This is a genomic window from Synechococcus sp. MIT S9452 (assembly GCF_047304245.1).
GTDB lineage: Bacteria > Cyanobacteriota > Cyanobacteriia > PCC-6307 > Cyanobiaceae > RCC307.
In genome coordinates this window covers 559,651-586,092 of the sequence record NZ_CP138956.1, presented here as the reverse complement: position 1 = coordinate 586,092, position 26,442 = coordinate 559,651, and the positions used below count along the sequence as shown (strand labels likewise).

The following is a 26,442-nucleotide window of genomic DNA, read 5'->3' as shown; positions in this document are numbered from 1 at the left end:
CCTTTATTCAACTGCTGCATCGCAGGCGATGACCTGAACCCGCCCGGCGCCTTGGCGCAGCTTGAAGCCTGGGTGCTCGGGGTCGCCAAGATCCCACCACCACTTTCCATCGCTAAAGCTGGGCGCCCCAGCGTTGTTGGTGCGGGGCAGCTGCAGCTTCAGATCGCGCCACTGGAGCACAACAAATGAACCAGGAACGGTGCCATCAACGCTGTTGGGAATGCCGATGGCATCGACAGCACCCCGATCGATCGTGGCGACCAAGGCATCGCCATCGCAGACGTAGGAGCTGGCCTGGGCGCGCCAGGATGGTCCAACCACGAGCGCCAGCAGCAACACCAGGTGGAGAACAACACGCATGGGCCAGTGCTCGTTTACGACGGGGGATGCCCCTTCTGTTCTCACTTTGCCGAACTCAGTGAACTGCGCGGCGGTATTGCTGACCTAAGCATTCGCGATGGCCGCGCTGACCATGCCTTGCGCCAGTCGTTGGCTCAACGCGGGTGTCATCTGCGTGATGGTGCTGTGGTGATCGACGGTGATCAATTGCTGCATGGCTCTGAGGCCATCCATTGGATGGCCCAGCGGCTTCAGCCCAGTGCACCGCTGCTGCAAGTGCTGGTTCCACTGTTTGGCCAAAACCAGCGCGCGGGTCGCCTCTATCCCTTCTTGCTGGTGGCGCGGCGTGCTGCACTGGCACTGCGCGGGCTCCCGGTTGACCCGGATTCCCGCTAAGAGAAGGGCACTGCTCCAGATTTCATGCAAAGCCCGATGCGATCGGCCAGCCCCCAGGGTCCAGAGACCGGGTTGGTGGCGATTGTGGCCATTGGCTTGGCAACGTTGTTGCTGTTGGCTCAAGCCCTGTTCATCGTTCCCGCTGGTGAAGTGGCGGTGATCACCACCTTGGGCAAGGTGAGCGGCTTGCCGCGGCAGCCTGGCTTGAATATCAAATTGCCCTTGGTGCAGCAGGCCTGGCCCTTCAGTATCCGCACTCAGGTGCGGCCGGAGGACTTCGCAACGCTCACCAAGGATCTCCAGGTGATCCAGGCCACGGCCACAGTGAAGTACGCCCTGCGCGCTGATGAAGCCGGCCGGGTTTACAGCACGATTGCCAGCAATGACCGCGATGTCTATCCCCGCATCATTCAGCCGTCGTTGCTGAAGGCTTTGAAGTCGGTGTTCTCCCAGTACGAGCTCGTGACGATCGCTTCGGAGTGGAACGACATTTCATCCTTGGTGGAGCGCACCGTGGCAGAAGAGCTCGACAAATTCGACTATGTCGAAGTGCGCGGCCTTGATTTGACCGGTCTTGAGATTGCTGAGGAATACCGCGCGGCGATTGAGCAGAAACAAATTGCTGAACAGCAACTGCTGCGCGCGCAAACCGAGGTGAAGATCGCTGAGCAGGAGGCTCTGCGTTACGACACCTTGAACAAGAGCTTGGATGACCAGGTGCTTTACAAGCTGTTCCTCGATAAGTGGGATGGCGTAACCCAGGTGGTACCTGGACTGCCTGGAAGTGGTGGTGCTGGAACGCCTCCGGTGATCGTTGGCCGTCGCTGATGACGGCCAGCAGTGTCATATCGGGCACGTGTTTCAGGCCATGGCGCACAGCGAGTTGACTTGTCTCCGCATGGTCCGGTGCGACCTGAGGGCATTGGCCATCTCTGAACACCAGCTGCTAGAGATCGTTTTCCATGGGTCTCCCATCAGCTGCAGAGAGGGCTCTTCGCTTCCCCCGAAAGAGGTGTTCAATGCGGCCTGCTGATGTCTTGCGGTTCAGGCTCTGGGCTGCGAGGTGGCGCTGGGTGATCCAGCTGGGGCAGATGTTCATTACTCAACCATCACGCACTTGCCATAAGAGACCAAAGGCGGTTCATCACCATCAGACGAGGCTGGAGTGAAGGTGACCGTGACGTCCATACTGTCTGGGTAGAAGTTGATGCGGTCTTTAGGAATGAGCCCGCCAAATTCATACAGCTGCGTTACCGCGTTTCCCCAGTCATAACCATGCAAGTCAGCAGGCTTGCCTTGATGCGTTGCGCTGGCAGCCTCTGGGTCGATGGACATGGTCTCGACGCCTTGAGCGCTGGCCATGGTGCATTGATAAACAGTGCGTGCGGCCTGAACAGGTGCAGCCAACAACAACGACGCAGCAATGGCGAATAGACCTTTCATGCCGCGAGAGTTGCCGGACAGGTCAATGGATTAATTCCGCCAGTCGAAAATGATTGCATTTTCTCGCTGCAGCGGAAAATCAATGCTTAGGAATGAGCCAATGAAGGCTTTGCATGCAGCTGTGTCCCCGCAAGCTCAGGTCAGGCAGTGCGTAAGAATTGCTTAAGGATGAAAGAAAGAGATGGCGAGAAGTAAAAAGAGCCCGCCAATCAAGGCAGCAACCGTCACCCATTCACACGGATATGCCGACGCCTTGCGCATTGGCAGCCTCACTGAATTGGAACAGCAGTGGCTTTATTGGCGTGAACCCGCTCGCCGTGATGCCGAACGCGCGAGGCCTTGGGCTGCCTATAAGGGCTGAACGCCATCAAAAAGCCCCTACTGAAGCAGGGGCCGTGGATTGTCCTACCGCGGGGTGATCAGCTGGCATTTCCTGCCTTGCCTCCTTGATTCGATCGGGCTCCGGATTTACTGAAGCTGGCTGATGAATCCGGGGATCAGGATTGCATTGACCAGATCAAGGAAAAAGGCAGACACCAGCGGAACAATCAGAAACGCCTGCCTCGATGCTCCGTATTGCTGCGTTACCGCCGTCATGTTCGCCATGGCCGTTGGTGTTGACCCAAGAGCAATCCCGCCAAAGCCTGCGCAGATCACAGCAGCGTCATAAGTCCGTCCCATCAGCCTGAATACCAGCAGCAGGTTCACCGCCAGAGCCACGATGAACTGGGTCAGCAGGATCACCAGCAACGGCAGGGCAAGACCGATCAACGTCCAGAGCTGCAGGCTCATCAGCGACATCGCCAGGAAGATGCCTAGGGATAGTTCGCCGATCAGATCAAGCGACGGCGATTGGCGGGGCCAGTGGAAAACAGCCCGCTCAGATCGTTTTGACGGGAGCAGATTCGAATACAGGATGCCCACCAGCAAACAGGGTACAAACAGCGGCAACTTCAGGCCGATGGCGGCAATGCCTTCGTTCAGCACCGTGCCAGTGATGATGCTGATGTTGATCGCTAACAACGCTGCGAGGAAGGAGGTCATGTCGATTGACGTCGCCCTGGTTGGTTGATCTGCCTCGGCAATGGCGCTGCCTTTTGGGCTCTGGTCCCCAGCCGTTGCGTTCGCACAGGGAATGTGGAACCGATGAATCAGAAATTGGGCGATTGGCCCGCCGCTAGCACTGGCCAGGACCAACCCGAAGGTGGCCGCTGCAATGCCGATCTCCATGGCGCTTTCAAGCTGGAATTTCTCGACAAAAGTGGGAGCCCAGGCGATCGTTGTTCCGTGTCCACCAATCAGTGACACCGTTCCAAGAAGGAGTCCTGTGGCGGGCTGAAGCCCCAGCAAGCCGGCCATCGTGACGCCAATCACGTTTTGCAGCGTCATGTAGCCGATGGTCAGACCCAGAAGAATGAACAGCGCCGGCCCGCCTCGCAGCAGGTCGCTGAACCGAGCGTTCATCCCCACCGTGGTGAAGAAATAAACCAGCAGAAAGTCACGCGAACTCAGGTTGAAATTGAGCTCTGGCCCCCCCCAGCAGGTAAAGCAGCGTCAGGAGGATGGCCACCAGCAGGCCCCCTGACACAGGCTCTGGAATCGAGTAGTTCCGCAACGCTTTCAGCTCGCGGTTGAGCCGTTTGCCCACGAACAGGACCAAAACCCCTGTGGTCGTTGAGACCAGTGGCGAGAGCTCAATCAATGCAACTGAACCAAAGCCACCTTTTGGTAGCTCTTCATGGTTTAGATCCGGTTGAGGTGTTTCACCCGAGTGCCCCATTTGTTTGTGGGCAGGCGGGAATCCACTGTTGAAAAGTTAAAAACAGCGATCAGCATCCAGGTATTCCCTTGGCAAGCTGAAAGTAGAAGGTGACAGACGAGGTGACCACCAGGCTCTGCTGTTCGATCGCTCGGGCATCGCTGGATTCATCGGCGTTCTGGTACAACGACGCCCTGAGCCATGGCTACCTAACGCCAATGGAGAAGGAGTGGTTTTACTGGCGTGATTGCGCCCGCCAGCGCGCTGAGCGCGTTCGCATGCCTTGGAATCCAGTTCGCTATTGAGCTACTGAGCCCGCTCAAACAAAGGCACTGGCCGCGCTCAACAGCAGCGCAGCCCCGGCGACGTAGGCCCAGATCTTTTCAGCGTTCAAACGACTTTTGGCTTTTTGATCCACCGAACAGGTAGCGGCAGTCAACTGGTGTGGTCAGCACGCTGAGCTCAATTGTCAGCGGGAGCTAACGCCTGCAGGCGGGCCGATCCGTGGCCAAAAAAAGGGTGCCCATGCTCAGGGCACCCCGGGTATCCCACTCAACGCACGACTCCCACTCCAGGGAGCGTTCCTTCAGGTTATGTTCGCAGCGATACAAAGCCATCAGCAGAAATACGCATGACGGGAGCGCAGCTGTGCGCTTAGGTTTCGAAACCCTGATGAGGAAGAGCCTTGGTCAGCACCCTTCCAGCTCTTGCCTGTTGTTCGCTGTTGCTGCTCCTCGTGATCAGCTCGCAACATTTTTGATGCTTTAAAAGGCGTACGCCTCAGGTCCGCTGTCAGAGGCCACACCGCTGGCCTGTTGCCGCAGGTCTTCGGCGTCTTGGCAACTGTCAGCTGTGCCTTGCTCGCAATCCAGCATCAGCACGGTCCACTGTTTGCATTGCTCTGATTCGCTCTGACAAACGCGGTTGGCTCCGCGAATTGTCAGCAGGGGATCATGCAATTGCTGATGGCTCAACACCAGCTCCGGTGGCTCGCTCGCTGTGTTGGCGCAAGCCGACAACAGCAAAACAGCAGCTGCGGCGGCTGGTCTTACTTCCAAGTGGAGAGCAGTTTGATCTCATCGGCCACCTTGGAGGCGTTGTGGAAATGCTTCACCGCTTCCTTGCGGCCGGTGGCGCACTCGGCTTTGTGCATCAAGCGCATGTATTGGTTTTTGAGGTTCGACAGTTTCTTTTGCATTGGTTGATCTCTCGCTACGCCACTAGGGAGTTTTCGTTTTATAGGCCGAAATGATTTGACTGTCAGAAAAGTGGCCCTTTCAGGGTTGATGCTTTCTGTTTAATTCCAAATTTGATGCCAAGCAGGTGTGAAAGCCGAACGACTCTGCTGGTTATTGCCGCTCCACCATGCGAATGCGTTCGGCTTCCAACTTGATCAATTGACGACGGGCTTCGCGCCCCAGATCGCTCTCAGGGCCGTGCTGAAGCAGACGCGCACGCCAGCGAGCGATCACTCGATCGTGGAGCTCCAGCTCGCTCATTGGCTCGCCCTAGTCGGATCAAGCTAATGCGATCACTGCGTTATTGATGGCGCTCCATCTCAATGGCGTTGTCGTGGAGTCGCTTTTCGTGCTCGTGCTCCTTGGCCCACCCCTCTTGCAGATGAGCACTGCTCACCTCGGCATCGCCATCGCCTTGCTTGCCCTCAGCGATCTGTAGATCGTGCAATTTTTTGTCGTGGGCGTGGTGCTTGGCCCAAGCCTGGAAATCGCCATCGGCTCCAGCTGGTTTGAAATCAGCCATGACAGCGCTGCAAATGCTTCGGTCGTAACTCAGCTGGCCAGCTGCTTACCAGCTGACGCTGCCGCCACGGCCATTGGGGCCTTTCATGTTGACCGAGCCGTTGCGGCCAGGATTCACCTTCACCTTGGATCCGCCACCGCCTTGTACCTTGACTCCACCGCGGTTGACGTTGACCGAGCCGCCATTGCTGTTCTTGACCTTGACGCCAGCAACCGCTGGTGCAGCCATCGAGACGGCTAGCAGGGAGGCGCAAGCCAGAGCTGAGAGAACTTTCATGGTTTGGAGCTCAGTCGTTTTTTTGGTAGCCACGGCAACCCAGCGGTAGGTATGGGCGGCGATTTCTACAGGCGCTGTTAGTCATTCCTTGAAGGAATTTCTCAGTCGGCTTTCAGTTGAGAGTGCGGCCAACGCCGAGACAATCAGGCCCATCACGCGTTGTGGGTTGCCGTGCTGGCCGTGTTGACCTCATTGCTGGCTGCGGCATTGCCGTGGCAGCCCACTGAATTGGTGCTCGAACGCAGCAAACGCCAACTACGGGTGATTCAAAACGGCCGCCAAATTGCCAGTTATCCGGTTGCGGTGGGGCGTGCCAGCAACCCCACGCCCCTGGGCACCCACCGGGTGCACCGGCTTGAGAAGGATCCGATTTGGAGCAGCCCCTGGCGCAAACGGCAAGTAGCGGCTTCAGCCACGGGGCCGCTGGGAACCCGCTGGATTGGTTTTTGGTATCGCTGCGGCAAGCGCAGCTCCACCGATCGCCACCCGCCGCGCTTTGAGCCAAACACCTGCCGCGAGATCGGTTTCCATGGCACCGGCAAGCTCAACAGCATCGGCAAAGCCGCCACCTTCGGGTGCGTGCGTTTGCGCAATCAAGACGCCATATCCCTCTTTGATCTGGTCAAAGAAGGCGACATCGTGCGTGTGGTGCCCTAGTTAGGTGGCGGCGTTACGGCGCTGCTGCAAGCCCCAAGCCACAGCACCGGCGCTAATCACCACCAGAGCGCCGCTGGTGATCAGGAAGCTCAGGGTGAGCACCAGGCCCAACACACTGCCGAGAAACGACATCTTCACGCGCAGCAGTTGGCTTTTGATCAGCAGGATCAACAGCAAGCCAACGGTGGCTTTGAGGCCAGCGACCTTGGCGGCCAGCAGCGGGGTGAGCGGGCAGGGCAGCAGCATCGTCAGCACAGCGAAGCGCCGCGATTCTGGCGAGCTTGGGCGGTTGGCGTGATCAGGGCTTGCGCCAGATCACCGCTTTGCGGCGGTTGGGATACAGCTCGGTGCACATGGAGCAGACGCGGCCATCACAGCCGCGGGCGGTGCAGAACTCCCGGCCCCAAAAAATGATCTGCAGATGCAGGCGGTTCCAATGCTCTTTGGGGAACAGCCGTTTGAGGTCGGCTTCGGTTTGAACCACGCTGTCGCCATTGCTGAGCCCCCAGCGTTGGGCGAGCCGGTGAATGTGGGTATCCACCGGGAAGGCGGGAACGCCAAAGGCTTGTGACATCACCACGCTCGCTGTTTTGTGGCCCACTCCGGGGAGGGCTTCGAGGGCCTCAAAGCTGCCTGGCACCTCGCCGCCATGGCGCTCCAGCAACAACTCAGCCAAGCGTTTGACGTTTTTGGCCTTGGTTTTGGCTAGCCCCAGTTGGCGGATCAAGCCAAGGATCTCATCTTCGCCAAGTGCTGCCATCGCTGCTGGATTGGGCCCAGCGGCAAACAGAGCTGGGGTGACCTCATTGACCTTCTTGTCGGTGCATTGGGCGCTGAGCAGCACAGCGATCAGCAGCGTGAAGGCATCGCTGTGATCCAAAGGGATGGGTGTTTCGGGGTACTGCTCATTCAGCCGGCGGATGATCGTTTCAACGCGTTCCTGCTTCTTCACGGATGCGGCCAAGAGGCGCCAATCTGGCGGCATCCTCGCGGAACACCGTGGCCAGCAAAACCGGCGTGATCGTGATCGGTAGCGGCATTGGGGGGCTGTGCTGCGCCGGACTGCTGGCGCGCGGCGGCAAAGAGGTGGTGGTGCTTGAGGCCCACAGCAAGCCCGGTGGTGCGGCCCACGGTTTTGGCAAGACCTACCACTACGAATCGGGTCCCTCGCTGTGGAGTGGCTTGGGCCGCTGGCCGAGCAGCAACCCCCTGGCCCAGATCCTGCGGGCCCTGGGTCAAGAACTGGAGGTGATCGAATACCGCGACTGGGATGTGCTCTGTCCAGAAGGGCATCTGCGTATTGGTGTAGGTAACGCCGACTTTGAAGCGGTGGTGCAGCAGTTGCGCGGTCCTGAGGCGGTAGCGGAATGGCAACGCTTCATGCAGGTGTTGCAGCCGATTGCCGCTGCTGCCGATGCCTTGCCCCTGCTGGCGCTTCGCCCAGGTGCCGATGTGATGGCCCAGCTGCTGCGCCGCGGCGGACAGCTGTTGCCGCACCTGGCGGCCATGCGCCATCTCGGCGGCGCCTTTGGCCCTTTGGTGGATCAACACCTTCGTGATCCCTTTCTGCGCCATTGGGTGGATTTGCTCTGTTTTTTGATCAGCGGTCTACCGATGGCCGGCACCAATGCCGCAGCGATGGCCACCTTGTTTGGCCAGTGGTTTGAACCCGATGCCTGTTTGGATTTCCCCAAAGGCGGCAGCAAGGCTGTGGTGATGGCCTTGGTGCGCGGTTTGGAAGCCAATGGCGGTGAACTGCGTCTGCGCAGCCGCGTCAAGCGTGTGCTGCTCGATGGGGAGCGCGCCATTGGCGTTGAGCTCGAGAGCGGAGAGCAGATCCACGCCGAGCATGTGGTCAGTAATGCCGATGTGTGGAGCACGCTCAAGTTGCTGCCCGAGGGGGTGGCACGGGGCTGGCAGCGCCAACGGGGCGACACACCAGCCTGCGGTTCGTTTTTGCATTTGCATCTGGGCTTCGATGCCACCGGTCTCGACGACCTACCGATTCACACGGTGTGGGTTGGGGATTGGGAGCGCGGTATCACTGCCGAGCGCAATGCCGTTGTGGTGTCGATTCCATCGGTGTTGGATCCCTCGATGGCTCCAGCGGGGCGCCATGTGCTGCATGCGTACACCCCAGCGAATGAACCTTGGGAGCTATGGCGGGGCCTTGATCGCGATAGCCCTGACTATCAGACGTTGCGCCGTGAGCGCTGCCAGGTGTTTTGGGATGTGTTGGAGCAGCGAATTCCCGACATTCGCCAGCGCTGCGATGTGGTGATGGAAGGAACGCCTCTCACCCACCGGCGTTTCCTCAATGTGCACAACGGCAGCTATGGGCCGGCACTACCCGCCAATGAGGGGCTCTTCCCTGGTGTGACCACACCGCTGAAGCGGTTTTGGATGTGTGGCTCCAGCACCTTCCCTGGCATTGGCATTCCACCAGTGGCCGCTAGTGGCGCTTTGGCTGCCCACGGAATCCTGGGCCGTAAGAGCCAACAGGAGCTGCTGGAGAGCCTGGGGTTGTAGCTGGATTTAGTGCTGGTGCTCTACGCCGACTGCATCACTGGCGTCGTGGTTCGGATGGGCACTGAGCGAAACCGGCAGCAACAGAGCAGCCAGGGCCAACGTTGCGCAGAGAAAGCGGAACACGAATTAGGTCAACACTCCTTTCGACCATACCGATTCACTGGAAGCTTGGCCGCCCATCGCGCGGGGGACTTTCGGCTCAGTGCAAGTGCCGGCATGATGCGGCCACTCGCTGTTGCCGTGTGCGCCTGTTTGTGTTGCGTGCTGCTGCAGCCAGCCTGCTGATGGTGGCCCCAGCGGCTGCGATGCCGGGGTTCGACAAGCTGCAAATCAGCCTTGAGGGGCAGGCCCAAGGCTGGCTGCAGGCCACCTGCACCTACTACGGCTTGGGCTGGTTGGAGCCTGAAAACGCCACCCAATCGCTACGGCGTTTGGTGCTGTTAATCGGCAAAGATTTGGGCCATCAAGCGGCTGTGGAAGCCAAAGCCGCGGCGCTCCAACGCGATCCAGGTTGTCAATCGGTCTGGCCAGATTCCCTGTGAGGTCATGAGTCTTAGCTGGCACAGGACAGATTTTTCTTGCGTTAGAGGAAAGATTTCTTAGGTTGCGATGGCCAAAGGCAGTTCTCCCATGAACCGCGTTCAGCAGTTCCTGTCGGTCGCCCTGTTCGTTGTCGCGGCTAGCCAGATCGCGATCGGGGTTGTGAGTTCCACCACAAATGCCGCTACTGGCAACCCCTTGGATCCATCGGGCCTGACGAGCAACCTCCGTTGAACGGTTGCCGTTGTTACCAAATTGCCTCCCAATCCAGCGGAGAGCCGGATGATCCTTGCCAGCTGCGGCTTGGCATCGTCAGGATTTAGCTACTAGCGCCGCAGCGATGCGCTCTCCTTTTCAAGAGCCACCTGAGCTGCGCGGCCGCCGGCCGAGCCGCCTGTGGCACAACACCTGGTTGAGCAACTGGCGCGGTGATGTCACCGGCGGATTAACAACGGCCGTGGTGGCCTTGCCCCTGGCCATGGCCTTTGGCGCCACATCCGGTGCTGGTGCCATTGCCGGGCTTTGGGGTGCCATTGCCCTTGGCTTAATCGCAGCTCCCTTGGGGGGCACCCCAGCCCAGGTTTCCGGTCCCACCGGGCCGATGACCGTGATCATGGCGGGCATCATCGCCACGATGGTGCAGCGCTATGGACCCGGTGCAGGGCTTGCGTTGGCCTTCACCGTGGCCCTGGTGGCAGGCCTGTTTCAGGTGATTTTCGGCTTGCTGCGCCTGGGGCAATACATCGTGCAGATGCCTTATTCGGTGATCTCCGGCTTCATGTCGGGCATCGGCGGGATTGTGCTTGTGTTGCAGCTGCCGGTGTTGATGGGGTTGGATCTTGGCGGCTCGGTGCCGGGGATCTTGAGCGGCCTCTGGCAGGAATTGCCGCAGTTCAATCCCTTTGCCCTGCTGATCGGTGCGCTCACCTTCGCGGTTGTGCGTCTCTACCCCAAGCGCTTCAACTCCGTGTTGCCCTCGCCGCTGGTGGCGCTGGTGGGGGTCACGGCTTTGAGCTTGCTGCTGCCCATCGATGCCCTGCCGCGCTTGGGTGAGATTCCCCAGGGCTTTCCGCAGCTGCGCTGGCCGCAGCTGGCGTTTGGTGATCTGCGCATGCTGGGCGGTTATGCCCTCACCCTGGCGGTGCTGGGCTCGATCGACTCGCTGCTCACCTCGCTCGTGGCCGACAACATCACCCGCACCCAGCACAACTCTGATCGCGAGCTGATTGGTCAGGGCCTAGGAAACATGGGTGCTGCGCTGGTCGGCGGTCTGCCCGGCGCTGGCGCCACGATGCGCACCGTTACCAACGTGCAAGCCGGAGGGCGCACACCGCTCTCGGGCGTGGTGCATTCGCTGGTGTTGCTCGTGGTCACCCTCGGCGCGGGTGGCTTGGCTTCGGTGATTCCGATGGCGGTGCTGGCCGGAATCCTGGTGAACGTTGGCATCGAGATCGTTGATTGGAATTTCCTGCGCCGCGCGCCGCGGCTCTCGGCCCGTGCCACCGCCTTGATGTGGCTGGTGTTGCTGCTCACGATCTTCTGGGATTTGGTGACGGCGGTGGTGGTGGGGGTGTTTGTGGCCAACGTGCTCACCATCAAGGGCCTCACCACGGCGCTTGAGCGCAAGACCCAGCGTTTTGAGGGCGGCCACCGTTACGACAACCTCAACGATGAGGAGCAGGGGCTGCTCGAGCGGCTCGGCAGTGATGTGGTGTTGCTCAGCCTGCAGGGCCCGTTGAGTTTTGGCGCCAGCCGCTACCTCACCCAGCTGCTGAATGTGTCGGCGGCCTACCGCACGATCCTGCTGGACCTCAGCGCGGTGAGCTATTTGGGGGTGACAGCCTCTTTGGCGATTGATTCGCTCTGCCGTGATGCCGGCAAGCAGGGCCGGCAGGTGGTGATTGCTGTGTCCGAACCCCTGCAGCGAGAGCGGCTCAAGCGCTTGCAATTGGAGCGCTCTTGCCCGGTGCGGTTTCTGGGCGGCCGGCGTGAAGCCCTCGATCTCCTCTCGGCTGAAGCCGCTTCAGCTTGAGCTGCCAGGATCAAAGCAGATCGTTCCCATGCCATGAGCCTCGACGCTGAAGCCAAGAAGGTGCTGCTGCGCAAGATCCCCCACGGCCTGTTCATCTGCGGCGTGGCCGAAGGCGATGTGGTCAATGGCTTTACGGCCAGCTGGGTGACCCAGGGCTCGTTCGAGCCGCCACTGGTGGTGATGGCCGTGCGGGCCGATAGCACCAGCAACGGCATGATCCAGCGCACGGGCAAGTTTTCGCTCAACGTGCTGGCGGCTGATCAAAAAGATTTGGCCGCTGTGTTCTTCAAACCGCAACAGGGCGTTGGCGGACGCTTTGACGCTGCCCCTTACAAACTCGGCGAACACGGGTTGCCCATCCTCGATGACGGCTTGGGCGGAGTGGAGTGCGCCGTGGTGGGCCAGGTGGCCCATGGCGATCACACCGTGTTTGTCGGGGAGGTCAAGAGCGCTTTGCTGCACCGAGATGCCGCCGCCTTAGAGCTCAGTAGCACCGGCTGGAACTACGGCGGCTAAGCCGCTGCATCAAGGCCCATCAGGGCTTCACCACGGGCAAAGATCGCTTGGGCGTAGTCGGTCCAGGTGCCCTGGCCCCAGTAGCGAAAACAGCTGGTTTCCAGCAGCAACACATGCAGCAGCGCTTGGTGATACCTGAGGCTGCTGCTGCCTTGATCGCCGAAATGGCGATGGAATTGCGCGCTGAGCTGCTTCATCGGCTCCAGCACGTTGCTGTAGCCCTCCACCCAGCTGATGCTGTTGGTCCAGGAGGCGCCCTCCATCGCAAAGTGGTCATCGCCGGCTTGCAGCGCCGTGATGGCAGCGCTCACGGCATCAGGCCCAACGGCCTCGCCCATCTGTTCAAACAAACGGGCTTGCCCCACCGCCTGAATGGCTGGGTAGTCGTCAGGCTTAAGGCCTGAGGTCTCGACCCACTCGAGGTATTCGCTGCCATTGATGGCGGCCGCGTTTGACTTGTCATCCCGCAGGCGGCGGTTGGCCTGCTCAAAGGCGGCGGGGAATTCGTTCATCATCACGCCACCGTTTTCGCCATCGGCGATTTGCGCCACCAGCGAGGGCAGTTGCTGCCCGCCAACGGACTGCCGGCCGAGGCTGAGGGCCTCGTAGCAGGGCTGCATCTGGCCCACCAATTTGGTGTCGGAGCCTTGGGTTTTGACCAAGGCTGTGATGCTCAGCTCCTCCCCCTGGCTGTTGCGTGCCACCAAACGGTTAGGCCCGTATTTCTGCCCGTGTGTGAGTGCTGTGCCATCGGGCTGCTCAACGCTGTGCTCCTGCACTAGCAGCCAGCGGTAGCCCGATTCCAGCAGGGCCTCGATGAGCGCATAAAGGGTGTCGGGGTGATTGGGCAGATGCATCTCCGGCAGCGAAAAGCCCTTCACCCGGCCGAGGGCGTCTGCGCCGAAGAGATCGAAGAACTGGTGCTGCCAGGCGCTGATCTGCAGACGTAAATCCGGGATTGGCGTTGATGGCGCAACGGCATGGCTCCAAAAGGTGCCCAGCCATTCGATATGCCGTTGCATCAGTGCATCGGTGGCTAAAAACTTGAGGGCACTGCTGATGTCGCTGCGGCCCATCTGGCCAATGCCCCAGAGCAGGTTGCCGGAGTAATCCAGCATCATCCGTGGGTTGCAGCCTTCGGCAATCAGTTGCGGCAGCAGATCGGCCAAGCGCCGGTAGCACTGGGCAAAAGGTTCGGCGTTGTGGTTGTCGCCTTCACCTGGATGCTCCGCCATGTATTGGAGATGGGAGATGAAGGCGCCATTGGGGCCAGCCGGCACGGTGGGCTGGTGCATGTGCAAGGCGCAACTAAATCCCGACTGGAGCTGATTCCAGTGGATGTTGCTGTGCTCAAGCCAGAGATTGCCCTGTTGGTGAGTGGCCTGGTGGATCGCTGCTTCGTAGCCGCAAATCGGTGGATCGAAGCGTTGCATGTCAGGGGCCGAAAACAGCTGGGCTTGCCCCGTCGTAGCGGGCCCGGTAAACCCTCTGCAATGCGCCACCTACGCCATGGCTGAATTAGTCCGTTTGAACACATTTCGCCAAGGCATCTCCCGCGCTGTGGAGATCCCTGTGGAAGACCTTGAGCGCACCCGAGAGGAGTTGATTGCTGAAGGTTGCCTGGTGTGGCCGGTGGCTGATCAGACCAGCCGCATGGTGGATCAACAGGCGGCTTGAGCCCAGCGTTGTCAGCATGGGCCTATGGCCCGTGCTGTTGCTGAGAACGTTTCAGGACCGTTTTTTGTCAATGAGCGCTGCATTGATTGCGGTACCTGCTGGACGTTTGACCCTGAGCACTACGGCGCTGGGGTGAACACGGCTTTTGTGCATCGCCAACCGAGCGGAGCTGAGGCGCAGCGGCAGGCGCTGTTAGCGCTGCAGGCCTGTCCGGTGGCTGCGATTGAAACCAGCGCTGAGCTGCTGCAGCAAACCCCCGCTGATGGGTTTCCGGCCTTGATCACCACCGCCGGCGATGCCGAGATCTTCTATTGCGGCTGGGCTTCTCGCAAAAGCTTTGGTGCCCGCAGTTGGTTGCTGAAGCGCCAAGCGGGCAATGTGTTGATCGATGTGCCGCGCTGGAGTGCCCCCCTGGCTCGGCGGATTCAATCCATGGGGGGCGTCAGCGCGATGGTGCTGACCCACCGTGACGATGTGGCTGATCACCAGCGTTGGACCCAGGCCTTGGGTTGCCCGCGCTGGATTCATCAAGCTGATGGCGATGCGGCGCCCGAGGCGGAGCATCAGCTCAATGACTGGGATGCCGAAACCATTGCTCCTGGCCTGCAGCTGATTCCAACGCCGGGGCACACAGCAGGTTCACTCTGTGCGGTGTTGGGCGAGTCCCGCTGCGTGCTGTTCAGTGGTGATCACCTCTGGTGGAACGCCGATCAGCAGGTGTTGGTGTGCTCCAAGCAGTACTGCTGGTGGGATTTTGAGGAGCAAATTCGTTCGCTCGAAAAGCTGCAGGATCTCGATGTGGCGTGGCTGCTGCCGGGCCATGGCCACCGCCATCAATTTGCGCCAGGCCAGTGGCAGCAGGCGGTGCAGCAAACCTTGGCCTGGATTCAACGTTGACGTCGGCGCCGGTAGTGCCCATGGCGCTGCAACTCCATCAGGTTCGACCTGGCGATATCCGCGGTGCCGTTATCGGCGAAGCGCTCCAGCAGCGGGATCGCTTGCTCCACCACCGCCGCGTTCTCGCTGTGCAGCATCGGCATCAACCAAAACTGACGCCGCGCTTGCTGTGGTTCGGCTGCGATCCAACCGTTGGCGAGCGCTTGCTGGCTGAGCACTAGAGCTTGGGCATCGCCGCTATAGGCCTGGGGCTTGCCGCGATAGACCTGGCGCGTGAATTGATCGAGCAGCAACACCATGGCGAGGGCTGGATCGCTCTGCTGTTCCCAACGCGTGAGCTGGCCTGCAAGGGCTAATTGCACCAAGGAGCCAAAGCGCTCGCTGACCAAGGCATCAAAGCCATCCCGCTGTCGAAACCACTGCCAGGGACGGCAGTCTTCAAACCAAAACTGCAGAACGGCCTTGGCCTCGTTGGGGTCGGTGTTGGTTTGCACGTGTAGCAACCGCGCCAGAGCAATTTTTCCGTTAGAAACCCCGTAACTAAAGTTAATGCCATGTCAGTCGAGCAGGCCTTACTTGTCTTTTTGTCCATTGGCGCCGCTTTGACCAGCCTGATAGCCCGCAGTTGGGCGATGCGTTTTGCCTCTCAGCAACAGGCGAGCGATCAAGTGTCCTGATCGCTGGATTGATCGGGGCAGTTGCTTGGATCAATCGCGCACAACACCTCAATCACTCGGCGTTGATGATTGGCTGAGAGTTCAACGTTGTCTTCCCACTTCAGGCAGCTGCGGCCTTCGCAGGTTTCGGTGTGGATGCCTTGGAGTTGGGTCATGTCAGCCTCCTGGGCTGATGAGCCTGATCCTCTGATCTGCCCAAAAGAATCTCAAGAGGAATACTGCTCAATTTCGCCTAGAAGGCTTTGAGCTGTTTGCCCCGTCCATGTCGGCGGGCGATTCAAGGTTGGTAGTCCCCCAGATCTGCTGCCGCACTCTGGGGGGCCATCAGTTCGTGACCCAGCAAGTCTTCAGCCCTGCACTTCCAGTATCTACAGGCCTGGCTGATTAACCCCTTGAAGCTCGTGTTCAAGTGTTGAAGCGTTTTATCGCGGGTTGGATTGTGCTGCGCTTGTAAATGCATTTCACCTGCAGGGGGCAGGCCAAGGCATGGATGGGTGGGTGTTTGCCATCGGTGATCAACGAACCGATGCTTTCGGAAAAGGCGAAGTCGAGCGTCATGGCAACGGTGCCTGCCGGATGCATCAAGCGTAGAAATCCTCTGGCAGTGGTCAATACCCCTAAATGGGGGTAGTGGGCTGCCCCATGGTTGTTTGAGGATTGTGTGGCGTTCCAATGAACGCAGTTAACGCTTGATGGCGTGTATGGATTCATTGGCCTCCAATGTTTTGGGGGCTTTTTGTCATGCATCAACTCCCGTTGTTGCTGACGTCCAAGACCTGCTGAGGATGCTGATCACATCAAATCCGCTTTAAACATTACGGAGTGTTTACGTTCCAGTGCCTGTGGCTCTGAGGGGCATGGGCAGGCGTAGACCAATTGCATCGTTGAGGGAAAAGAGATGGTTTTGGATCGATTTGATACCCCTCTTGGTCTGGGTGGTGAGCACATAGATGAGCCTGAGCCGTTGCTGATGCCCTATGAGCATGGTTGCGTCATTGCGCGAGAGCATGCCAACACGTTTCGCGTTAGACACCAGCGTTTTCCAGGCCGCCATTGGGAAACCAATGATCTCAACACGGCACGCCTGATTTGTGATGAATTGAATTGCGAATAGGGCCCAGTTAAGGGCTTGCGCTGCCGATCTCGATCCATTGATTCGGGGTTTTATGACACTTATTCAGTGCTTCTACGCTGGCAACCTCCACTGCCGAGCCAAGCATCTTCCATCGGCTTCCATTATCACTACAGATGCGCCGCCTGACCATGATGGAAGCGGCGAAGACTTTGCCCCAACTGACCTTTTGGCCAGTTCATTGGGGACCTGCATCCTCACGGTGATGGGAATCCATTCCCGCCGTAAGGGCTGGGACCTGGGCCGGGCCCATGCATTGGTTCGCAAGACGATGAGCGCAGATCAGCCAAGGAAAATTGAGAGCCTCTATGTAGATGTTCACTTGCCGCCTGGATTGACTGCTGAGCAGGTCGAATTTTTAAAACAGGCTGCTCAAGACTGTCCTGTGATGAGGAGTTTGTCGGGTGATCTGGTGATTCAGCTCAACTGGATTATTGAGGCTTAAAGGTTGTTCGATTGTTTGTCAAAAGGAGGAGGTATGCGTCTGACATTTGTTCCAATCCATGTGTTTCGTGAAACCCCAGCTGTGACGTTCTTTGATGCCAGTGTCGAGGGGAGTAATGGCACTGATGTTGTTGCCCATCATGGTTCTGCAATCTCGCCGCCCGATGATGGGCAAGGTGAGCAATATTATGTTCATCAACACCAGATTGATCACAACTTGGTCTTAGAGGGTGGTCGTGTCTACACCCTCCTGAACCCTCAGTGGGACCAGCCGCACCATGTCATTCATTTGATTCGAGCCATGGGGGCGCTGCAAATACCCATTGGTACGTTCCACCGCTCTGTTTCAAGCGAAACCGGCAGCGTGGTGCTTAACCAATCCATTCGTGATCAGGAATTTGATTTCGCCACGGAGTTCATTCCGGTCTCCTTGCATGAGAACCGTGCGCTTCAAGCGGCCCGCGCCCAGATGCCCTGGGTGTGGACGTTTCGCGATGGCCACATCTGTCGTTCTCTTGGCCTCGAGGGAGGTGAGGGTGCCAGTTGCTTGCCATTAAGCGCCTGACTGGTTCCAGCAGGCCAAGCCGCTGTTCCCGGTGTTCTGGGAGGAGCTGCGCAACGAGCTCGCAATCAAGGCGGTGCGCTAAGGGGGCGTTCAGCTGGTATCCCCACCCAGAGATTGCAGCCGCCCTAGGCTGATCTCAAAACCGTTTAGACCGTTCTCAGCTCATTTGGATTGACGTCGATCAACCCAAAAACCTTGGATCAAACCAAGAGAGGAGGGAGAGAGATGAATCGCGAGGCTGTAATCGAATTTGTGCTCGAGCACTACAAGGCTGAAAACCATGGCCGCGTCGACTACGACGAATGCTTTGGTGATCACCTGGAATGTTTGTCGGACGACAGTCTGTTGGCATGCCTGGCTTGGTATGAAGCGGAGGACTGGCTGGATCAGGTCTAAGGACCAGGCTTGCAGGGCTGCTAGGCCTAGGGCTCCGCTGACGTTGTGATGCTTCCTGCTTGGTCTTTGCTGCTCCTGGCGATTGCCGCTGAGGTGATTGGCACCTCATGCCTGAAGCTTTCCGATGGTTTCAGCCGCTTATGGCCATCTGTAGTGGTGTTGCTGGCCTACAGCACCTCGATGCTGTTGCTATCGCGGGTGGTGCAGACCATTCCCTTGGGCATTACCTATGCCCTGTGGAGTGGCATCGGAATTGTGGCCATCGTGCTGGTGGGTGTGCTGGTCTACCGGCAAGTACCCACCTCAACCCAGCTGTTTGGCATGGCGTTGATCACAGCAGGGGTGGTGATGGTGAATGTCACCAGCCCACACCAGGGCTGAGGTTTTGTACGATTGCTGGATGCACATGTAGCTTTTGAAACTTTCCACTGATGGGTGGTTTTTTAATGTTGAGCTACTCAAAGAACTCGTAAGCGTGTTTGATTTCGCCGTCGAGTGGCCCAGAGTGGCAATTGAGATGTGTTGCGTGACGGGGGCCATTATTTTGGGCAAACGTTTTCAAGAAGCTTCATTCTTTGCAGCGACTTTTTTGATCGGGCTCACGATTGTTGAGCTGTTCCTTGGTTTTGTTGTTGATTGATCAGCTGTTGTCATCGCCTGCAGCGAGTCGTTGTTTAATCTCAGCCATCACCTGATTGGCCTGCTCGCTGATCACAGACGCTTGTTGTGCATCAGCAATGAAATCAGCTTCATATTTGAGCCAGTGGTAGCGGCGCTGCAATTGCTCGATCGTCATCACCATCGATGAAAGCTGCTCAAACGATGGCGCGGCCACTCAGGGCTCTGTGGTTCGGCTTTCCCTATCCCAGCTGTAGCGAGCGTCTAGAAAATTCCGAGGGGCCCTTTTTTCTTTTTGCAGTAGCCGGCCCCAATGTTCATCCAACCGGCTTTGCAAGCCTGCCCATGGGTTGGAGCCACTTCGTAGTACACCGGTGACACGCATGTTGTCCCCAGGGTGTTGACGTAGCCCAACGGGCACTGGTCGTGCCCTGCCGCCTTGGGGATCTCCTTTTGAGCCAGTGCTGGCATCGGAGCCATCAAGAGGCTTCCTGCCCCACCGATCAGCAACAAACGCATTGTGTTGGTCATGGTGTGAACAGCAGTCGAGGTGTCAGCGTCACTAGAAAGGAAGAGCATCTGCTGCTCAATGGTTAAAGCCAAATCCGAAGCCGAGAGTCCTGAGTGGCACCGTGCTCAGATTGAGGCCTGCCTCGAGCGGCTGAAATCGCCCAGCCTCACGGAGGAAGGCCTTGAGCTGTGGGAGGGCTATTTGCTGCACCACCAGCAGCGCCTCAAGCAACTGGAAGGCCGCTAAATCTCTGACCTAGTTGGCGTCTTCTGCCTTGGTATCGGCATCATCAGCTTTTTTGTCTGCCTCAATCGCTGATTCCTTGTTGCATTCAATGCGCTCAGCTTCGGTGCTGGCTTTCTCAAGGCAGGCTTTGCGCTCTGGCGAGAGGCTTTCGCCGCTGCAGGCTGCAAGCACCACAGTCATCAGAGCCAGCAAGAACAATTTCATGGCTTCACTCCATCGTCTATTGATTTGTTAGCCAGCAGCGCAAAAGAAGGCCGCAACAAATCGCAGTACCTGCTCTTTCACGAGTTGAGCCTTGCCAGATTGCTCCTCAGGCCTTGGCGTGTTGTTGATGGGACCAACGCAGACGGCATTGATACCCGTCGCCCAAGGCAATGAAGACATTGAGGTCATCGCTCTGATTGACGTGCTGCGCCGAGGCGGGCTGCAGGTTGTTGTAGCCAGCCTCAATGATCAAGAGGTGGTGACCTTGATGAAAGGAACACGCCTGGTTGTTGATGCTGCTTTTCAGTCAGTGATCGATCAACCCTGGGATGTCATTGCTGTACCCGGTGGGATTCCGGGTGCGATGAATCTGGCCGAGTCGTCCCCATTACGGGAGCGTTTGCAACGTCAGCACCTCAGGGGCGGAGTGGTTGCTGGAATTTGTCTGGCTCCAGCGTTGGTGCTCAAACCAGCGGGTGTTCTGGAGGCCATGGAGACGGTGACGGGGAATCCGTTGGCCATTCGTACACCGCAGCAGAGTTGGCCTGCTGATCATTTCACCAAGCTGTTGGGCAGCAACTTTGATCCCAAGGCCCGGGTGATCAGTGATCAGAAACAGCGCATTGTGCTGTCGCAAACACCTGGCACAGCCATTGAATTCGCCATTGCCATCGTGCGGATGCTGTGCGGTGAGGACGCTGCTGTGGCCATCGAGAATTACTTTTTGGTTCGCTAGGCCTCATCACAAAAAATCCCCCCGCTAAGCGCGAGGGGATTCGACTTTGAGCTACCGGGTTAAGCGGCCGAAATGCTCAAGGGTGCGGCAGGGAAGCTCGTGGGCATCGGATCAGGCTGGCCTTCAGCAATGGCCTTGGCGCGTTTGTACATGAAGCTGTGGGTAGCGCCTTGGGCTTCCATCGCGGCGGCAACAACGGCCCAATTGCGAATTTCGGTGGTCATGCTTAATCAGCAAGAGATGGCGACACCATCGCCAAGCTGCTGAGTGCGCTGTGCGCGCAATACCCGTACCCAATGCCGTACAACAATCCACCGGACTGGCTGCTAGCAGAAAGCCGCCCCTCAAGGGAGGAGCGGCTTTCGTGATGGCTGATTGGGCAGCGTCTGGTCAAAGGCGAACCTGGGGCCAAGGGTCCAGGTGTATCGGGCGGACTCCTTTGGGGCACCTAAACGATGCAGAGGAGTGGTGCTGACTCGACATCCAGTTGGTGGTCAAATCAGCTCCTCGCCCACGCTTTGTGGAGACTGTTGGAGCAGGCGCCTCAAGTCAGAGTGCTGCGGCTGATGTCTCAGGTGGCGTGTCGTCCATTGGGCGCCTCCGTGTTCGATGCCCATACTTTTGCCCTGCCGGTGATCAAAGGCAATGCGCCTTAATGCCGATGGACTTGCCAGCCGGCATTGATCAGATTGGGGTGCCGTTTGCTTAGCGGTAAGCCGCACGCCGCTGTTCGGTTCGCCCACTGCACAAACCAGCGCAGCGCGCGGAGACTGACAGCAGTTCGGCAACGAGACACCGAGCTTTCATGAGGGTCAAACCGCTTCGGGTTGCTCCCGGAGCGGTTTTTTTTATGAGCATCATTTTTGAATCCCGTCGTTTTGATTTTTTCGTAACTCCTGGGTTAGTTCGAGTCCGCCATGGTCGGCTCAGAAGCAAGACGTTTTCTTGCACTGCCGAGGTTGCCCATGGCTACCGCTGCGTTCACAAGCAAGTTTTTGGCAGATGCGGAGTCGGTGAAACCCAAACCAGCAGCTCCGCTCAAGCGCCCGGTTTGGCCGCCTACGCCATCGGTGCTGAATCGGCGTCAATGGGAATCCGAGTTCGACGCTCCGATTGAGTTGTCGTCCTGACAGAGACTGCTCGCCCAGTTCCCCAGCGGCACTGGGCGAGCTACCAAGCTCTTATTGCTTGGGTGTTCATGCAGCACTATTTGATCGTTTGGTCGTTCCCCACCGTGGACGGGGCTTGGGAGTCCTGCCCGGGGTTTGCTGAGTACATCAATGCTGGAGCACCCGGAGATCGTTTCGAGGGTTTTGAACTGAAATACCGCGTTTGTGAGCCGGTCAGCGGTAGTGGTGTTGCCATCGCCTTAGCCAGTGACATCGGCAAGGTGTGGGCGCACCTGGGTCCTTGGATCAAAGGTTTTGGGATTCAGTTCGAGGTCACGGCGGTGGTGAGTGATGCTGAATTTGCGGCCATGTGGCCGGCGGTTGAGGCTGCAGCAGCTGAATAACGGCAATCCATGAAAAAGCACCTACCCCATCAGGCAGGTGCTCCCTCACCACCGGGTGGTGTCCCGCACCAGCCTCGGTTGACACTCCAATAGACCCAAGGAGTGCCTGAGCACGGTCTACGGGCACAGCACTGCATCGCCATGAGCACAATCACTTAGCTGCCTGGGTTTCGTTATCTCTTCTTAAGCCCAAAAAAATGCCTCGTAGTGTTGACGCAGTCGCAAGACCCCCCATGCCGATTCGTACGGAGCGATGGGTTGTGATGGATGCCTCGGCTTCGGTTGATGGCAGCTATCAGGAGGTCGCTTGTTGTTACTCGTCTGAGGATGCCTTTCATTACATCGACATCCACTGCGATGAGGACAGCCATATTGAGGACAAGTCGTTCACAGCACAGAGCGACTCAGCACGATTTCGGCCACCACCAGGGGATCAGATTTAAGCCGGGTGGCTCAGGCCTCTAATTCCAAGGCCTGATTCAACGCATGGATAAAACCGAGAGGGTTCAACAGCTCTGCAGTGAGCACAGCCAAGAGTTGAAAGGCTTGGCCTTGGATGTTTGTGCCCATGGTCGCTGGGACATGAGCTTGCCCGTCGCCGTGATTGATGCCCGCAAGACCCCCCATCGCTTTCACATCTCAGCGGTGGGCACCATCGGCAACATTTTGCGGGTGTCCACCACGGCCGATAACCCGTTGATGCAGCAGCTGTTTGAGCTCTATGAACAACAAGGCTCCGATGCTGCTCTTGAGCACATGCTCAACGATGAGCAGAACGGCGATGAATTCGCCCAATTGTTTGAGACCTACAAAGAGGAGCGCCGCTTGGGTTCACCGCTGTGGTCGGCATCGGATGCCGCCGGTTTTGTGGTGAAGTCCAAAGAGGCATTCGACGATCAAGAGCTCGCCATCGTTGCTTTGCTGCCCGGCAACCCCTACGACTTGGTGTCGTTTGGGATTCCCTGGGCGTTTTATGGCGGTCAATAACTCAACTCAGTCGCCTGTCATCCACTCCACGTCGTCAACCCATTCTGGTTTGAGGCCGATCATGGCGGGGATGTCCTCTTCCCAGCCGTGGGGTAGTTCATCGCCTTTGCCATCGATATCTCCTGCGCTAGTAGGCAGAAAGAGTTGAACAACAATTTGATCACCATCGAGTACGTAGTCGCCGAGGATTTCACTCTCCTCATCATCGAGAACCAAGCCCTCTTCTTCGAGCATTTTGCTGGTGACATCTTGGGTTAACCAGATGCACAGCAGATACTCAACAGAGAAGCTGCCATCCGCCAAGCCATCGGGGAAATACTTGTCGTAGTAAGGCTTTGTGCTCATACGTTTCCTCCTGGTGCGGCTCACACTGGAGGTATAGCGACCAGGAGGTTCGATATGTCCACATCCAGCACCGTTGCTCTGCTGAAGCGCAGGATCAGCACCGATCAAAACTTCGCCGAAGGGCTTCATCAACTGAGCACCACCCACGAAGCTGTTCGCTATTGCCGAGCCAATGGCCTAGAAGTCACACCAGCTCAGCTGTGGACCCAGCGAGGGCATCTTTTCCCTGATGGCAAACCCACCTGGAGAGGCTGAAAGCAGCGCACTAGCTCCTAGTGCCATCAATGAGAATGATGTTCGTGTGGATACATAGACCTGAGCAGAAGCTCCTAAATACGGGATATTGCATTCAAATATTCTCCCGTTGAAGCAAAAGATCTTTTCTCTACGGTCAAGGGAATCGGGAGATAATCAATGACACCGACCAAAGAGAGATGGGTCGTCATGGATGCTTCTGCTTCCTTCGATGGCCAGTACGAAGAGGTTGCTTGTTGTTATTGCTCTGAGGATGCGTTCCTCTACATCGACCTCTACTGCGATGAAGACAGTCACGTGGAAGACAAATCGATTGAAGGGATGCACTGTCTGATGACAACAGTGGTCTTCGAGCCTTGACTGGAATCATGAACTAGGGGGGGTGATCTCCCCCTCGCCTTGGAGGCACCCTCTGGTCCCGAATCCAGATGGCCTACTGAGGTTCTATTGCAGGTCTATGGCGCCCTCTCTCTTGTCGCTATGGAGAGATAGGCCTGAATTCGCGATCACTCGCCATCGTCTTCAAAGAAGGCCGGATCTAGAAGGAATGGTTCATCTTTACCTGGTTCCTCGTTATTCAGAATCACAGCGCCGAGGGCTTCATCGATTTGGAAGCCAAGAAGCTCTTCTTCCTCCGTGACACCTTTCATCTCGGGATGGCTGTCACGCAGCGCTCTGACCCGCATCCATTCGAGAACAAGATCAGAAGCACGTTTAAAAAGCTCATGTCCTGCCAGTAAAGCCAGCAAGACCAGGTTGAGAGCAATTAGGAACGTCATTTGACCCCCCTCTGGCTGCTTTGACGCTACTGCTGCTGAGAGGGCTTGATTGGTGTGGATCTCCTGTGAGTAGGAACACCGCATCTCTGGGGACCCTAAAAAAAGCGGAATCCCTGGTCCTTGATCTGGTGACAGAGCAAAGGTTGATCAGCTTTGAGCGATCAGCGCATGGCATCACTGTTGCGACGCAGCTTGGCCATTGGTTTGGGGATCGGCTTGATGGGCTCAGGCCTCAACGCTGCGCAGGCCTGCACCAGCTTCATGCTGCAAGGCAACGACGGCGGTAGGGTCTATGGCCGCACGATGGAATTTGCCAAGCCACTCAATAGTGATGCTGTGTTGATTCAACGCGGCACAGCACTGGAAGGGGCCGGACCATCAGGGCAAAGCGGCAGCGGTTTGGCTTGGACCAGCCGTTATGCCGTGGTTGGCATGAACGCCGTTGGTGTCGACGACATGGTTGTCGATGGCATGAATGAACGTGGCATGGCCGGGGGGCTGCTGTATTTCGACGGGTATGCCCAGTTTCAAGATGTTCCCTCTGGTAAGGCAGATCGCTCAATCGCCAGTTGGCAGTTGCTCATCTATGTCTTGAGCAACTTTGAATCAATTGCTGAGGTCAAGCAGGCGCTTCCCAACATCTTGGTGAATGGCTCAGTGCTGCAAGCGTTTGGCGGCCCGGTACCGATTCACATGACCCTGCACGACCGCTCAGGTCAGAGCCTCTCGGTCGAATACATCAAAGGTGAGCTCAACATGCTCGACAACCCCACGGGGGTCTACACCAACGATCCACCGCTCCCGTATCACCTAGCTGCTGCTGGCAACTACGCCAATCTCAGTGCCATGCCGCCTGCAGAGATGCGCATCAATGGGTTGAGCTTGCCGCCAGCCAGCTCAGGCGCCGGTTTGCATGGCTTGCCTGGAGATTTCCTGGCTACGTCGCGTTTCATCCGCGCGCTGATCATCAGCCGCAATGCACCCACCAACTTGAGCTCAGAAGAGCAGGTGGGCACAGCATTTCACCTGCTGGGTCAATTTGATTTACCGCCTGGAAGCATTGGCATCCCCCCGGGTGGCGCGTTTGGCGGCGGCAGCTCCAAACCCACCTACGAGATCACGGAATGGAGCGTGGTTGCCGATCAAAAGAACGGCACCTACTCGATCACCACTTTTGAGAACCCCGATCTGCGCCAACTTCGTTTCGCTGATCTGCCACTCGCAGGAGGTGAGATCAAGGTGATGCCTCTTAATCAGAGCCAACAGATCACGACTTTGCAGCCCTAACCATCAAAAAAAGCCCCCGCGGTGGCGGGGGCTGTGGGCTTCAGCGGTAGACGCGCACCCGGGTGCCAGCGGGACCTTGCACGCGCACAGCAGCACCACCGGTGTTGCCATTGACGCGCACATCCACGTTGCGGCGTGGGGCCACATTGCGGCTGGCACAGATCTGCCGGCCGTTTTCCCAGTAGCAGACCGAGTTGGCTTGTGAGGGAGTGGCCGTGGCGGTGAGACCAAGGCCGGCTAGCGCCGCGATGGCAAGAAGTTTGGTCATCACAGAGAGAAGCTCAAGAGCTCACTCCACCCTGCATTTCGTTCCTTTAGATGAATGCTCTCTTCAGGAAACCCTTGGTAGGCCTAGATCGCGCCGCCGTTGCAATAGCGCACAGCTGCTGCATTGGTTTTGCCCTCGGCGATCACCTCATCAACGCAGGTGTTGAACGCTTTGCTCTCTTGCTTGATGGAGCAGAGCCCCAGAGCAATGGCGGCGAGCGAGATGGCGGACACAACAGTGGCTGAGATCTGAATCACGCCGTAGGCCAGCATCGCTTTTTTCTTGCCGCCGCAGTCTTTTTTGCTGCTGGTGTCGTCAGACATCGAATCAAATATCTCTGATCAAAAGGTATGAACTGCTCGCTTGCGGCTGCGGCCTGGCTCAGGAGGGATAACCGCCCGATCTGAAATTTCTCTGGCCAGGTGTATGGAGAGATTCCTGCGAAGCCTGGATTGCGGGCGTGGCTGCCCGTAGCGTCTGGGCAGTGACGCCTTGGCCTCATGACTGAACGAGATCTGCTGGATCGGCTGATCCACCGTTGGAACTCCCGGCAAGACATCCATGGCGTTGATAGTCCTGCTGGCCGTAAAGCCGCTGAGATGCTGCCGATCCTGGAAGCCCGTAAGGAAGCCCTGAAATAGCTGGCTTCGGCTGGAT

Annotated in this window: 47 protein-coding genes; 24 read left to right on the top strand and 23 right to left on the bottom strand. The window is 58.0% G+C overall.

Features of this window, described 5'->3' with window-relative positions; genetic code table 11:
- Positions 1-3: 3 nt before the first annotated feature.
- Complete coding sequence (locus SIB46_RS03180) at positions 4-360, bottom strand: hypothetical protein (RefSeq protein WP_413297107.1); 357 nt, start codon at positions 358-360, stop codon at positions 4-6.
- Between SIB46_RS03180 and SIB46_RS03175 the strand changes: the two genes are divergently transcribed.
- Positions 343-735 carry a DCC1-like thiol-disulfide oxidoreductase family protein gene (locus SIB46_RS03175; protein ID WP_413297106.1) on the top strand — a complete coding sequence of 131 codons (393 nt, stop codon included), beginning with the start codon at positions 343-345 and terminating at the stop codon, positions 733-735. The two genes, SIB46_RS03180 and SIB46_RS03175, sit on opposite strands and share 18 nt — an antisense overlap.
- Before the next feature lie 24 nt (positions 736-759).
- Positions 760-1,563 (top strand): prohibitin family protein, encoded by an 804-nt coding sequence (locus SIB46_RS03170; protein ID WP_413297105.1) that lies wholly within the window; start codon positions 760-762, stop codon positions 1,561-1,563.
- Between the two features lie 270 nt (positions 1,564-1,833).
- Here the strand turns inward: SIB46_RS03170 and SIB46_RS03165 are convergent, their stop codons facing one another.
- From SIB46_RS03165 to SIB46_RS03155, 3 genes are all read right to left on the bottom strand, one after another.
- Positions 1,834-2,178: a hypothetical protein gene (locus tag SIB46_RS03165; protein WP_413297104.1), complete on the bottom strand. Its 345-nt coding sequence runs from the start codon at positions 2,176-2,178 to the stop codon at positions 1,834-1,836.
- Positions 2,179-2,646: 468 nt separating this feature from the next.
- The gene (gene gltS, locus SIB46_RS03160; protein ID WP_413297103.1) at positions 2,647-3,648 is read right to left on the bottom strand and encodes a sodium/glutamate symporter; all 1,002 of its coding nucleotides are present in this window, start codon (positions 3,646-3,648) and stop codon (positions 2,647-2,649) included.
- 28 nt (positions 3,649-3,676) lie between these two features.
- Entirely contained in the window at positions 3,677-3,958 is a 282-nt protein-coding gene (locus SIB46_RS03155) for a sodium/glutamate symporter (RefSeq protein ID WP_413297102.1), read from the bottom strand.
- Between the two features lie 89 nt (positions 3,959-4,047).
- Here SIB46_RS03155 and SIB46_RS03150 point away from each other — a divergent pair, with 89 nt between their 5' ends.
- Complete coding sequence (locus SIB46_RS03150; RefSeq protein ID WP_413297101.1) at positions 4,048-4,242, top strand: hypothetical protein; 195 nt, start codon at positions 4,048-4,050, stop codon at positions 4,240-4,242.
- 459 nt (positions 4,243-4,701) lie between these two features.
- Here SIB46_RS03150 and SIB46_RS03145 read toward each other — a convergent pair whose 3' ends face one another.
- The 5 genes from SIB46_RS03145 to SIB46_RS03125 all read right to left on the bottom strand — a co-directional run bounded on the left by SIB46_RS03145 (position 4,702) and on the right by SIB46_RS03125 (position 6,007).
- Complete coding sequence (locus SIB46_RS03145) at positions 4,702-4,995, bottom strand: hypothetical protein (RefSeq protein WP_413297100.1); 294 nt, start codon at positions 4,993-4,995, stop codon at positions 4,702-4,704.
- Positions 4,986-5,135, bottom strand: coding sequence for a hypothetical protein (locus SIB46_RS03140; protein WP_413297099.1), 150 nt, complete (start codon positions 5,133-5,135; stop codon positions 4,986-4,988). The genes SIB46_RS03145 and SIB46_RS03140 overlap by 10 nt, the downstream gene beginning before the upstream one ends.
- A gap of 151 nt (positions 5,136-5,286) precedes the next feature.
- On the bottom strand, positions 5,287-5,436 hold the full coding sequence (locus SIB46_RS03135; RefSeq protein WP_413297098.1) for a hypothetical protein: 150 nt from the start codon (positions 5,434-5,436) through the stop codon (positions 5,287-5,289).
- Between the two features lie 40 nt (positions 5,437-5,476).
- Positions 5,477-5,698, bottom strand: a complete 222-nt coding sequence (locus SIB46_RS03130) for a hypothetical protein (RefSeq protein WP_413297097.1) — start codon at positions 5,696-5,698, stop codon at positions 5,477-5,479.
- 45 nt (positions 5,699-5,743) lie between these two features.
- On the bottom strand, positions 5,744-6,007 hold the full coding sequence (locus SIB46_RS03125) for a hypothetical protein (protein WP_413297096.1): 264 nt from the start codon (positions 6,005-6,007) through the stop codon (positions 5,744-5,746).
- A gap of 138 nt (positions 6,008-6,145) precedes the next feature.
- Here SIB46_RS03125 and SIB46_RS03120 point away from each other — a divergent pair, with 138 nt between their 5' ends.
- Positions 6,146-6,631, top strand: a complete 486-nt coding sequence (locus tag SIB46_RS03120) for a L,D-transpeptidase (protein WP_413297095.1) — start codon at positions 6,146-6,148, stop codon at positions 6,629-6,631.
- On the opposite strand, the gene SIB46_RS03115 is transcribed toward SIB46_RS03120, so the two are convergent.
- Positions 6,632-6,877: a hypothetical protein gene (locus SIB46_RS03115; RefSeq protein WP_413297094.1), complete on the bottom strand. Its 246-nt coding sequence runs from the start codon at positions 6,875-6,877 to the stop codon at positions 6,632-6,634.
- 52 nt (positions 6,878-6,929) lie between these two features.
- Positions 6,930-7,583, bottom strand: a complete 654-nt coding sequence (gene nth, locus SIB46_RS03110) for an endonuclease III (protein WP_413297093.1) — start codon at positions 7,581-7,583, stop codon at positions 6,930-6,932.
- Positions 7,584-7,585: 2 nt separating this feature from the next.
- On the opposite strand from nth, the gene SIB46_RS03105 reads away from it, so the two are divergent.
- The 5 genes from SIB46_RS03105 (at position 7,586) to SIB46_RS03085 (ending at position 12,248) form a co-directional block, all read left to right on the top strand.
- Complete coding sequence (locus SIB46_RS03105; protein ID WP_413297092.1) at positions 7,586-9,160, top strand: phytoene desaturase family protein; 1,575 nt, start codon at positions 7,586-7,588, stop codon at positions 9,158-9,160.
- A gap of 242 nt (positions 9,161-9,402) precedes the next feature.
- Complete coding sequence (locus tag SIB46_RS03100; protein WP_413297091.1) at positions 9,403-9,702, top strand: hypothetical protein; 300 nt, start codon at positions 9,403-9,405, stop codon at positions 9,700-9,702.
- An 88-nt stretch (positions 9,703-9,790) separates the two neighbouring features.
- Positions 9,791-9,934: a hypothetical protein gene (locus tag SIB46_RS03095; protein WP_413297090.1), complete on the top strand. Its 144-nt coding sequence runs from the start codon at positions 9,791-9,793 to the stop codon at positions 9,932-9,934.
- Between the two features lie 106 nt (positions 9,935-10,040).
- Entirely contained in the window at positions 10,041-11,732 is a 1,692-nt protein-coding gene (locus tag SIB46_RS03090) for a SulP family inorganic anion transporter (protein WP_413297089.1), read from the top strand.
- Between the two features lie 33 nt (positions 11,733-11,765).
- Entirely contained in the window at positions 11,766-12,248 is a 483-nt protein-coding gene (locus SIB46_RS03085; protein WP_413297088.1) for a flavin reductase family protein, read from the top strand.
- Here SIB46_RS03085 and SIB46_RS03080 read toward each other — a convergent pair.
- Positions 12,245-13,681, bottom strand: a complete 1,437-nt coding sequence (locus SIB46_RS03080; protein ID WP_413297087.1) for a glycosyl hydrolase family 57 — start codon at positions 13,679-13,681, stop codon at positions 12,245-12,247. The genes SIB46_RS03085 and SIB46_RS03080 overlap by 4 nt on opposite strands.
- A gap of 76 nt (positions 13,682-13,757) precedes the next feature.
- On the opposite strand from SIB46_RS03080, the gene SIB46_RS03075 reads away from it, so the two are divergent.
- Complete coding sequence (locus SIB46_RS03075; protein ID WP_413297085.1) at positions 13,758-13,925, top strand: hypothetical protein; 168 nt, start codon at positions 13,758-13,760, stop codon at positions 13,923-13,925.
- Positions 13,926-13,949: 24 nt separating this feature from the next.
- Complete coding sequence (locus tag SIB46_RS03070) at positions 13,950-14,822, top strand: MBL fold metallo-hydrolase (protein WP_413297084.1); 873 nt, start codon at positions 13,950-13,952, stop codon at positions 14,820-14,822.
- Here SIB46_RS03070 and SIB46_RS03065 read toward each other — a convergent pair.
- From SIB46_RS03065 to SIB46_RS03055, 3 genes are all read right to left on the bottom strand, one after another.
- Positions 14,813-15,316, bottom strand: a complete 504-nt coding sequence (locus tag SIB46_RS03065; protein WP_413297083.1) for a DUF924 family protein — start codon at positions 15,314-15,316, stop codon at positions 14,813-14,815. The two genes, SIB46_RS03070 and SIB46_RS03065, sit on opposite strands and share 10 nt — an antisense overlap.
- 170 nt (positions 15,317-15,486) lie before the next feature.
- The gene (locus SIB46_RS03060) at positions 15,487-15,654 is read right to left on the bottom strand and encodes a hypothetical protein (RefSeq protein ID WP_413297082.1); all 168 of its coding nucleotides are present in this window, start codon (positions 15,652-15,654) and stop codon (positions 15,487-15,489) included.
- A gap of 250 nt (positions 15,655-15,904) precedes the next feature.
- Positions 15,905-16,057 carry a hypothetical protein gene (locus tag SIB46_RS03055; RefSeq protein WP_413297081.1) on the bottom strand — a complete coding sequence of 51 codons (153 nt, stop codon included), beginning with the start codon at positions 16,055-16,057 and terminating at the stop codon, positions 15,905-15,907.
- 593 nt (positions 16,058-16,650) lie between these two features.
- Here SIB46_RS03055 and SIB46_RS03050 point away from each other — a divergent pair.
- From SIB46_RS03050 to SIB46_RS03030, 5 genes are all read left to right on the top strand, one after another.
- A complete protein-coding gene (locus SIB46_RS03050) occupies positions 16,651-17,076 on the top strand; it encodes an OsmC family protein (RefSeq protein WP_413297080.1) in 426 nt (141 codons plus the stop codon).
- A gap of 33 nt (positions 17,077-17,109) precedes the next feature.
- Positions 17,110-17,640, top strand: coding sequence for a hemagglutinin (locus tag SIB46_RS03045; RefSeq protein WP_413297079.1), 531 nt, complete (start codon positions 17,110-17,112; stop codon positions 17,638-17,640).
- Positions 17,641-17,865: 225 nt separating this feature from the next.
- Positions 17,866-18,036, top strand: coding sequence for a hypothetical protein (locus tag SIB46_RS03040; protein WP_413297078.1), 171 nt, complete (start codon positions 17,866-17,868; stop codon positions 18,034-18,036).
- Positions 18,037-18,084: 48 nt separating this feature from the next.
- Positions 18,085-18,417: a DMT family transporter gene (locus tag SIB46_RS03035; RefSeq protein ID WP_413297077.1), complete on the top strand. Its 333-nt coding sequence runs from the start codon at positions 18,085-18,087 to the stop codon at positions 18,415-18,417.
- Positions 18,418-18,451: 34 nt separating this feature from the next.
- Entirely contained in the window at positions 18,452-18,676 is a 225-nt protein-coding gene (locus SIB46_RS03030) for a hypothetical protein (RefSeq protein ID WP_413297076.1), read from the top strand.
- Here the strand turns inward: SIB46_RS03030 and SIB46_RS03025 are convergent, their stop codons facing one another.
- Entirely contained in the window at positions 18,677-18,871 is a 195-nt protein-coding gene (locus SIB46_RS03025) for a hypothetical protein (protein WP_413297075.1), read from the bottom strand.
- Positions 18,872-18,918: 47 nt separating this feature from the next.
- Positions 18,919-19,185, bottom strand: coding sequence for a hypothetical protein (locus SIB46_RS03020; protein WP_413297074.1), 267 nt, complete (start codon positions 19,183-19,185; stop codon positions 18,919-18,921).
- Positions 19,186-19,243: 58 nt separating this feature from the next.
- On the opposite strand from SIB46_RS03020, the gene SIB46_RS03015 reads away from it, so the two are divergent.
- Complete coding sequence (locus SIB46_RS03015; RefSeq protein ID WP_413297073.1) at positions 19,244-19,411, top strand: hypothetical protein; 168 nt, start codon at positions 19,244-19,246, stop codon at positions 19,409-19,411.
- A gap of 9 nt (positions 19,412-19,420) precedes the next feature.
- Here the strand turns inward: SIB46_RS03015 and SIB46_RS03010 are convergent, their stop codons facing one another.
- Positions 19,421-19,615, bottom strand: a complete 195-nt coding sequence (locus SIB46_RS03010) for a hypothetical protein (RefSeq protein ID WP_413297072.1) — start codon at positions 19,613-19,615, stop codon at positions 19,421-19,423.
- Between the two features lie 91 nt (positions 19,616-19,706).
- On the opposite strand from SIB46_RS03010, the gene SIB46_RS03005 reads away from it, so the two are divergent.
- On the top strand, positions 19,707-20,351 hold the full coding sequence (locus SIB46_RS03005) for a DJ-1 family glyoxalase III (protein ID WP_413297071.1): 645 nt from the start codon (positions 19,707-19,709) through the stop codon (positions 20,349-20,351).
- A gap of 59 nt (positions 20,352-20,410) precedes the next feature.
- Here the strand turns inward: SIB46_RS03005 and SIB46_RS03000 are convergent, their stop codons facing one another.
- Positions 20,411-20,575 (bottom strand): hypothetical protein, encoded by a 165-nt coding sequence (locus SIB46_RS03000; RefSeq protein ID WP_413297070.1) that lies wholly within the window; start codon positions 20,573-20,575, stop codon positions 20,411-20,413.
- 974 nt (positions 20,576-21,549) lie between these two features.
- Between SIB46_RS03000 and SIB46_RS02995 the strand changes: the two genes are divergently transcribed.
- A complete protein-coding gene (locus SIB46_RS02995; protein ID WP_413297069.1) occupies positions 21,550-21,864 on the top strand; it encodes a DUF3303 domain-containing protein in 315 nt (104 codons plus the stop codon).
- Positions 21,865-22,350: 486 nt separating this feature from the next.
- Positions 22,351-22,851 carry a hypothetical protein gene (locus SIB46_RS02990; protein ID WP_413297068.1) on the top strand — a complete coding sequence of 167 codons (501 nt, stop codon included), beginning with the start codon at positions 22,351-22,353 and terminating at the stop codon, positions 22,849-22,851.
- 6 nt (positions 22,852-22,857) lie between these two features.
- Here the strand turns inward: SIB46_RS02990 and SIB46_RS02985 are convergent, their stop codons facing one another.
- Positions 22,858-23,196, bottom strand: a complete 339-nt coding sequence (locus SIB46_RS02985) for a hypothetical protein (protein WP_413297067.1) — start codon at positions 23,194-23,196, stop codon at positions 22,858-22,860.
- Positions 23,197-23,250: 54 nt separating this feature from the next.
- Here SIB46_RS02985 and SIB46_RS02980 point away from each other — a divergent pair, with 54 nt between their 5' ends.
- Positions 23,251-23,451, top strand: a complete 201-nt coding sequence (locus SIB46_RS02980) for a hypothetical protein (RefSeq protein WP_413297066.1) — start codon at positions 23,251-23,253, stop codon at positions 23,449-23,451.
- Between the two features lie 189 nt (positions 23,452-23,640).
- The gene (locus SIB46_RS02975) at positions 23,641-23,811 is read left to right on the top strand and encodes a hypothetical protein (RefSeq protein ID WP_413297065.1); all 171 of its coding nucleotides are present in this window, start codon (positions 23,641-23,643) and stop codon (positions 23,809-23,811) included.
- A 146-nt stretch (positions 23,812-23,957) separates the two neighbouring features.
- Here the strand turns inward: SIB46_RS02975 and SIB46_RS02970 are convergent, their stop codons facing one another.
- Positions 23,958-24,230 carry a hypothetical protein gene (locus SIB46_RS02970; RefSeq protein WP_413297064.1) on the bottom strand — a complete coding sequence of 91 codons (273 nt, stop codon included), beginning with the start codon at positions 24,228-24,230 and terminating at the stop codon, positions 23,958-23,960.
- Positions 24,231-24,398: 168 nt separating this feature from the next.
- On the opposite strand from SIB46_RS02970, the gene SIB46_RS02965 reads away from it, so the two are divergent.
- The gene (locus tag SIB46_RS02965; protein ID WP_413297063.1) at positions 24,399-25,517 is read left to right on the top strand and encodes a choloylglycine hydrolase family protein; all 1,119 of its coding nucleotides are present in this window, start codon (positions 24,399-24,401) and stop codon (positions 25,515-25,517) included.
- 40 nt (positions 25,518-25,557) lie between these two features.
- On the opposite strand, the gene SIB46_RS02960 is transcribed toward SIB46_RS02965, so the two are convergent.
- Together SIB46_RS02960 and SIB46_RS02955 are read right to left on the bottom strand one after the other, a co-directional pair.
- Positions 25,558-25,785, bottom strand: a complete 228-nt coding sequence (locus SIB46_RS02960) for a hypothetical protein (RefSeq protein ID WP_413297062.1) — start codon at positions 25,783-25,785, stop codon at positions 25,558-25,560.
- 83 nt (positions 25,786-25,868) lie between these two features.
- Positions 25,869-26,108 (bottom strand): hypothetical protein, encoded by a 240-nt coding sequence (locus SIB46_RS02955; protein ID WP_413297061.1) that lies wholly within the window; start codon positions 26,106-26,108, stop codon positions 25,869-25,871.
- Positions 26,109-26,285: 177 nt separating this feature from the next.
- Here SIB46_RS02955 and SIB46_RS02950 point away from each other — a divergent pair, with 177 nt between their 5' ends.
- On the top strand, positions 26,286-26,426 hold the full coding sequence (locus tag SIB46_RS02950) for a hypothetical protein (RefSeq protein ID WP_413297060.1): 141 nt from the start codon (positions 26,286-26,288) through the stop codon (positions 26,424-26,426).
- The last annotated feature ends 16 nt before the right edge of the window (positions 26,427-26,442 follow it).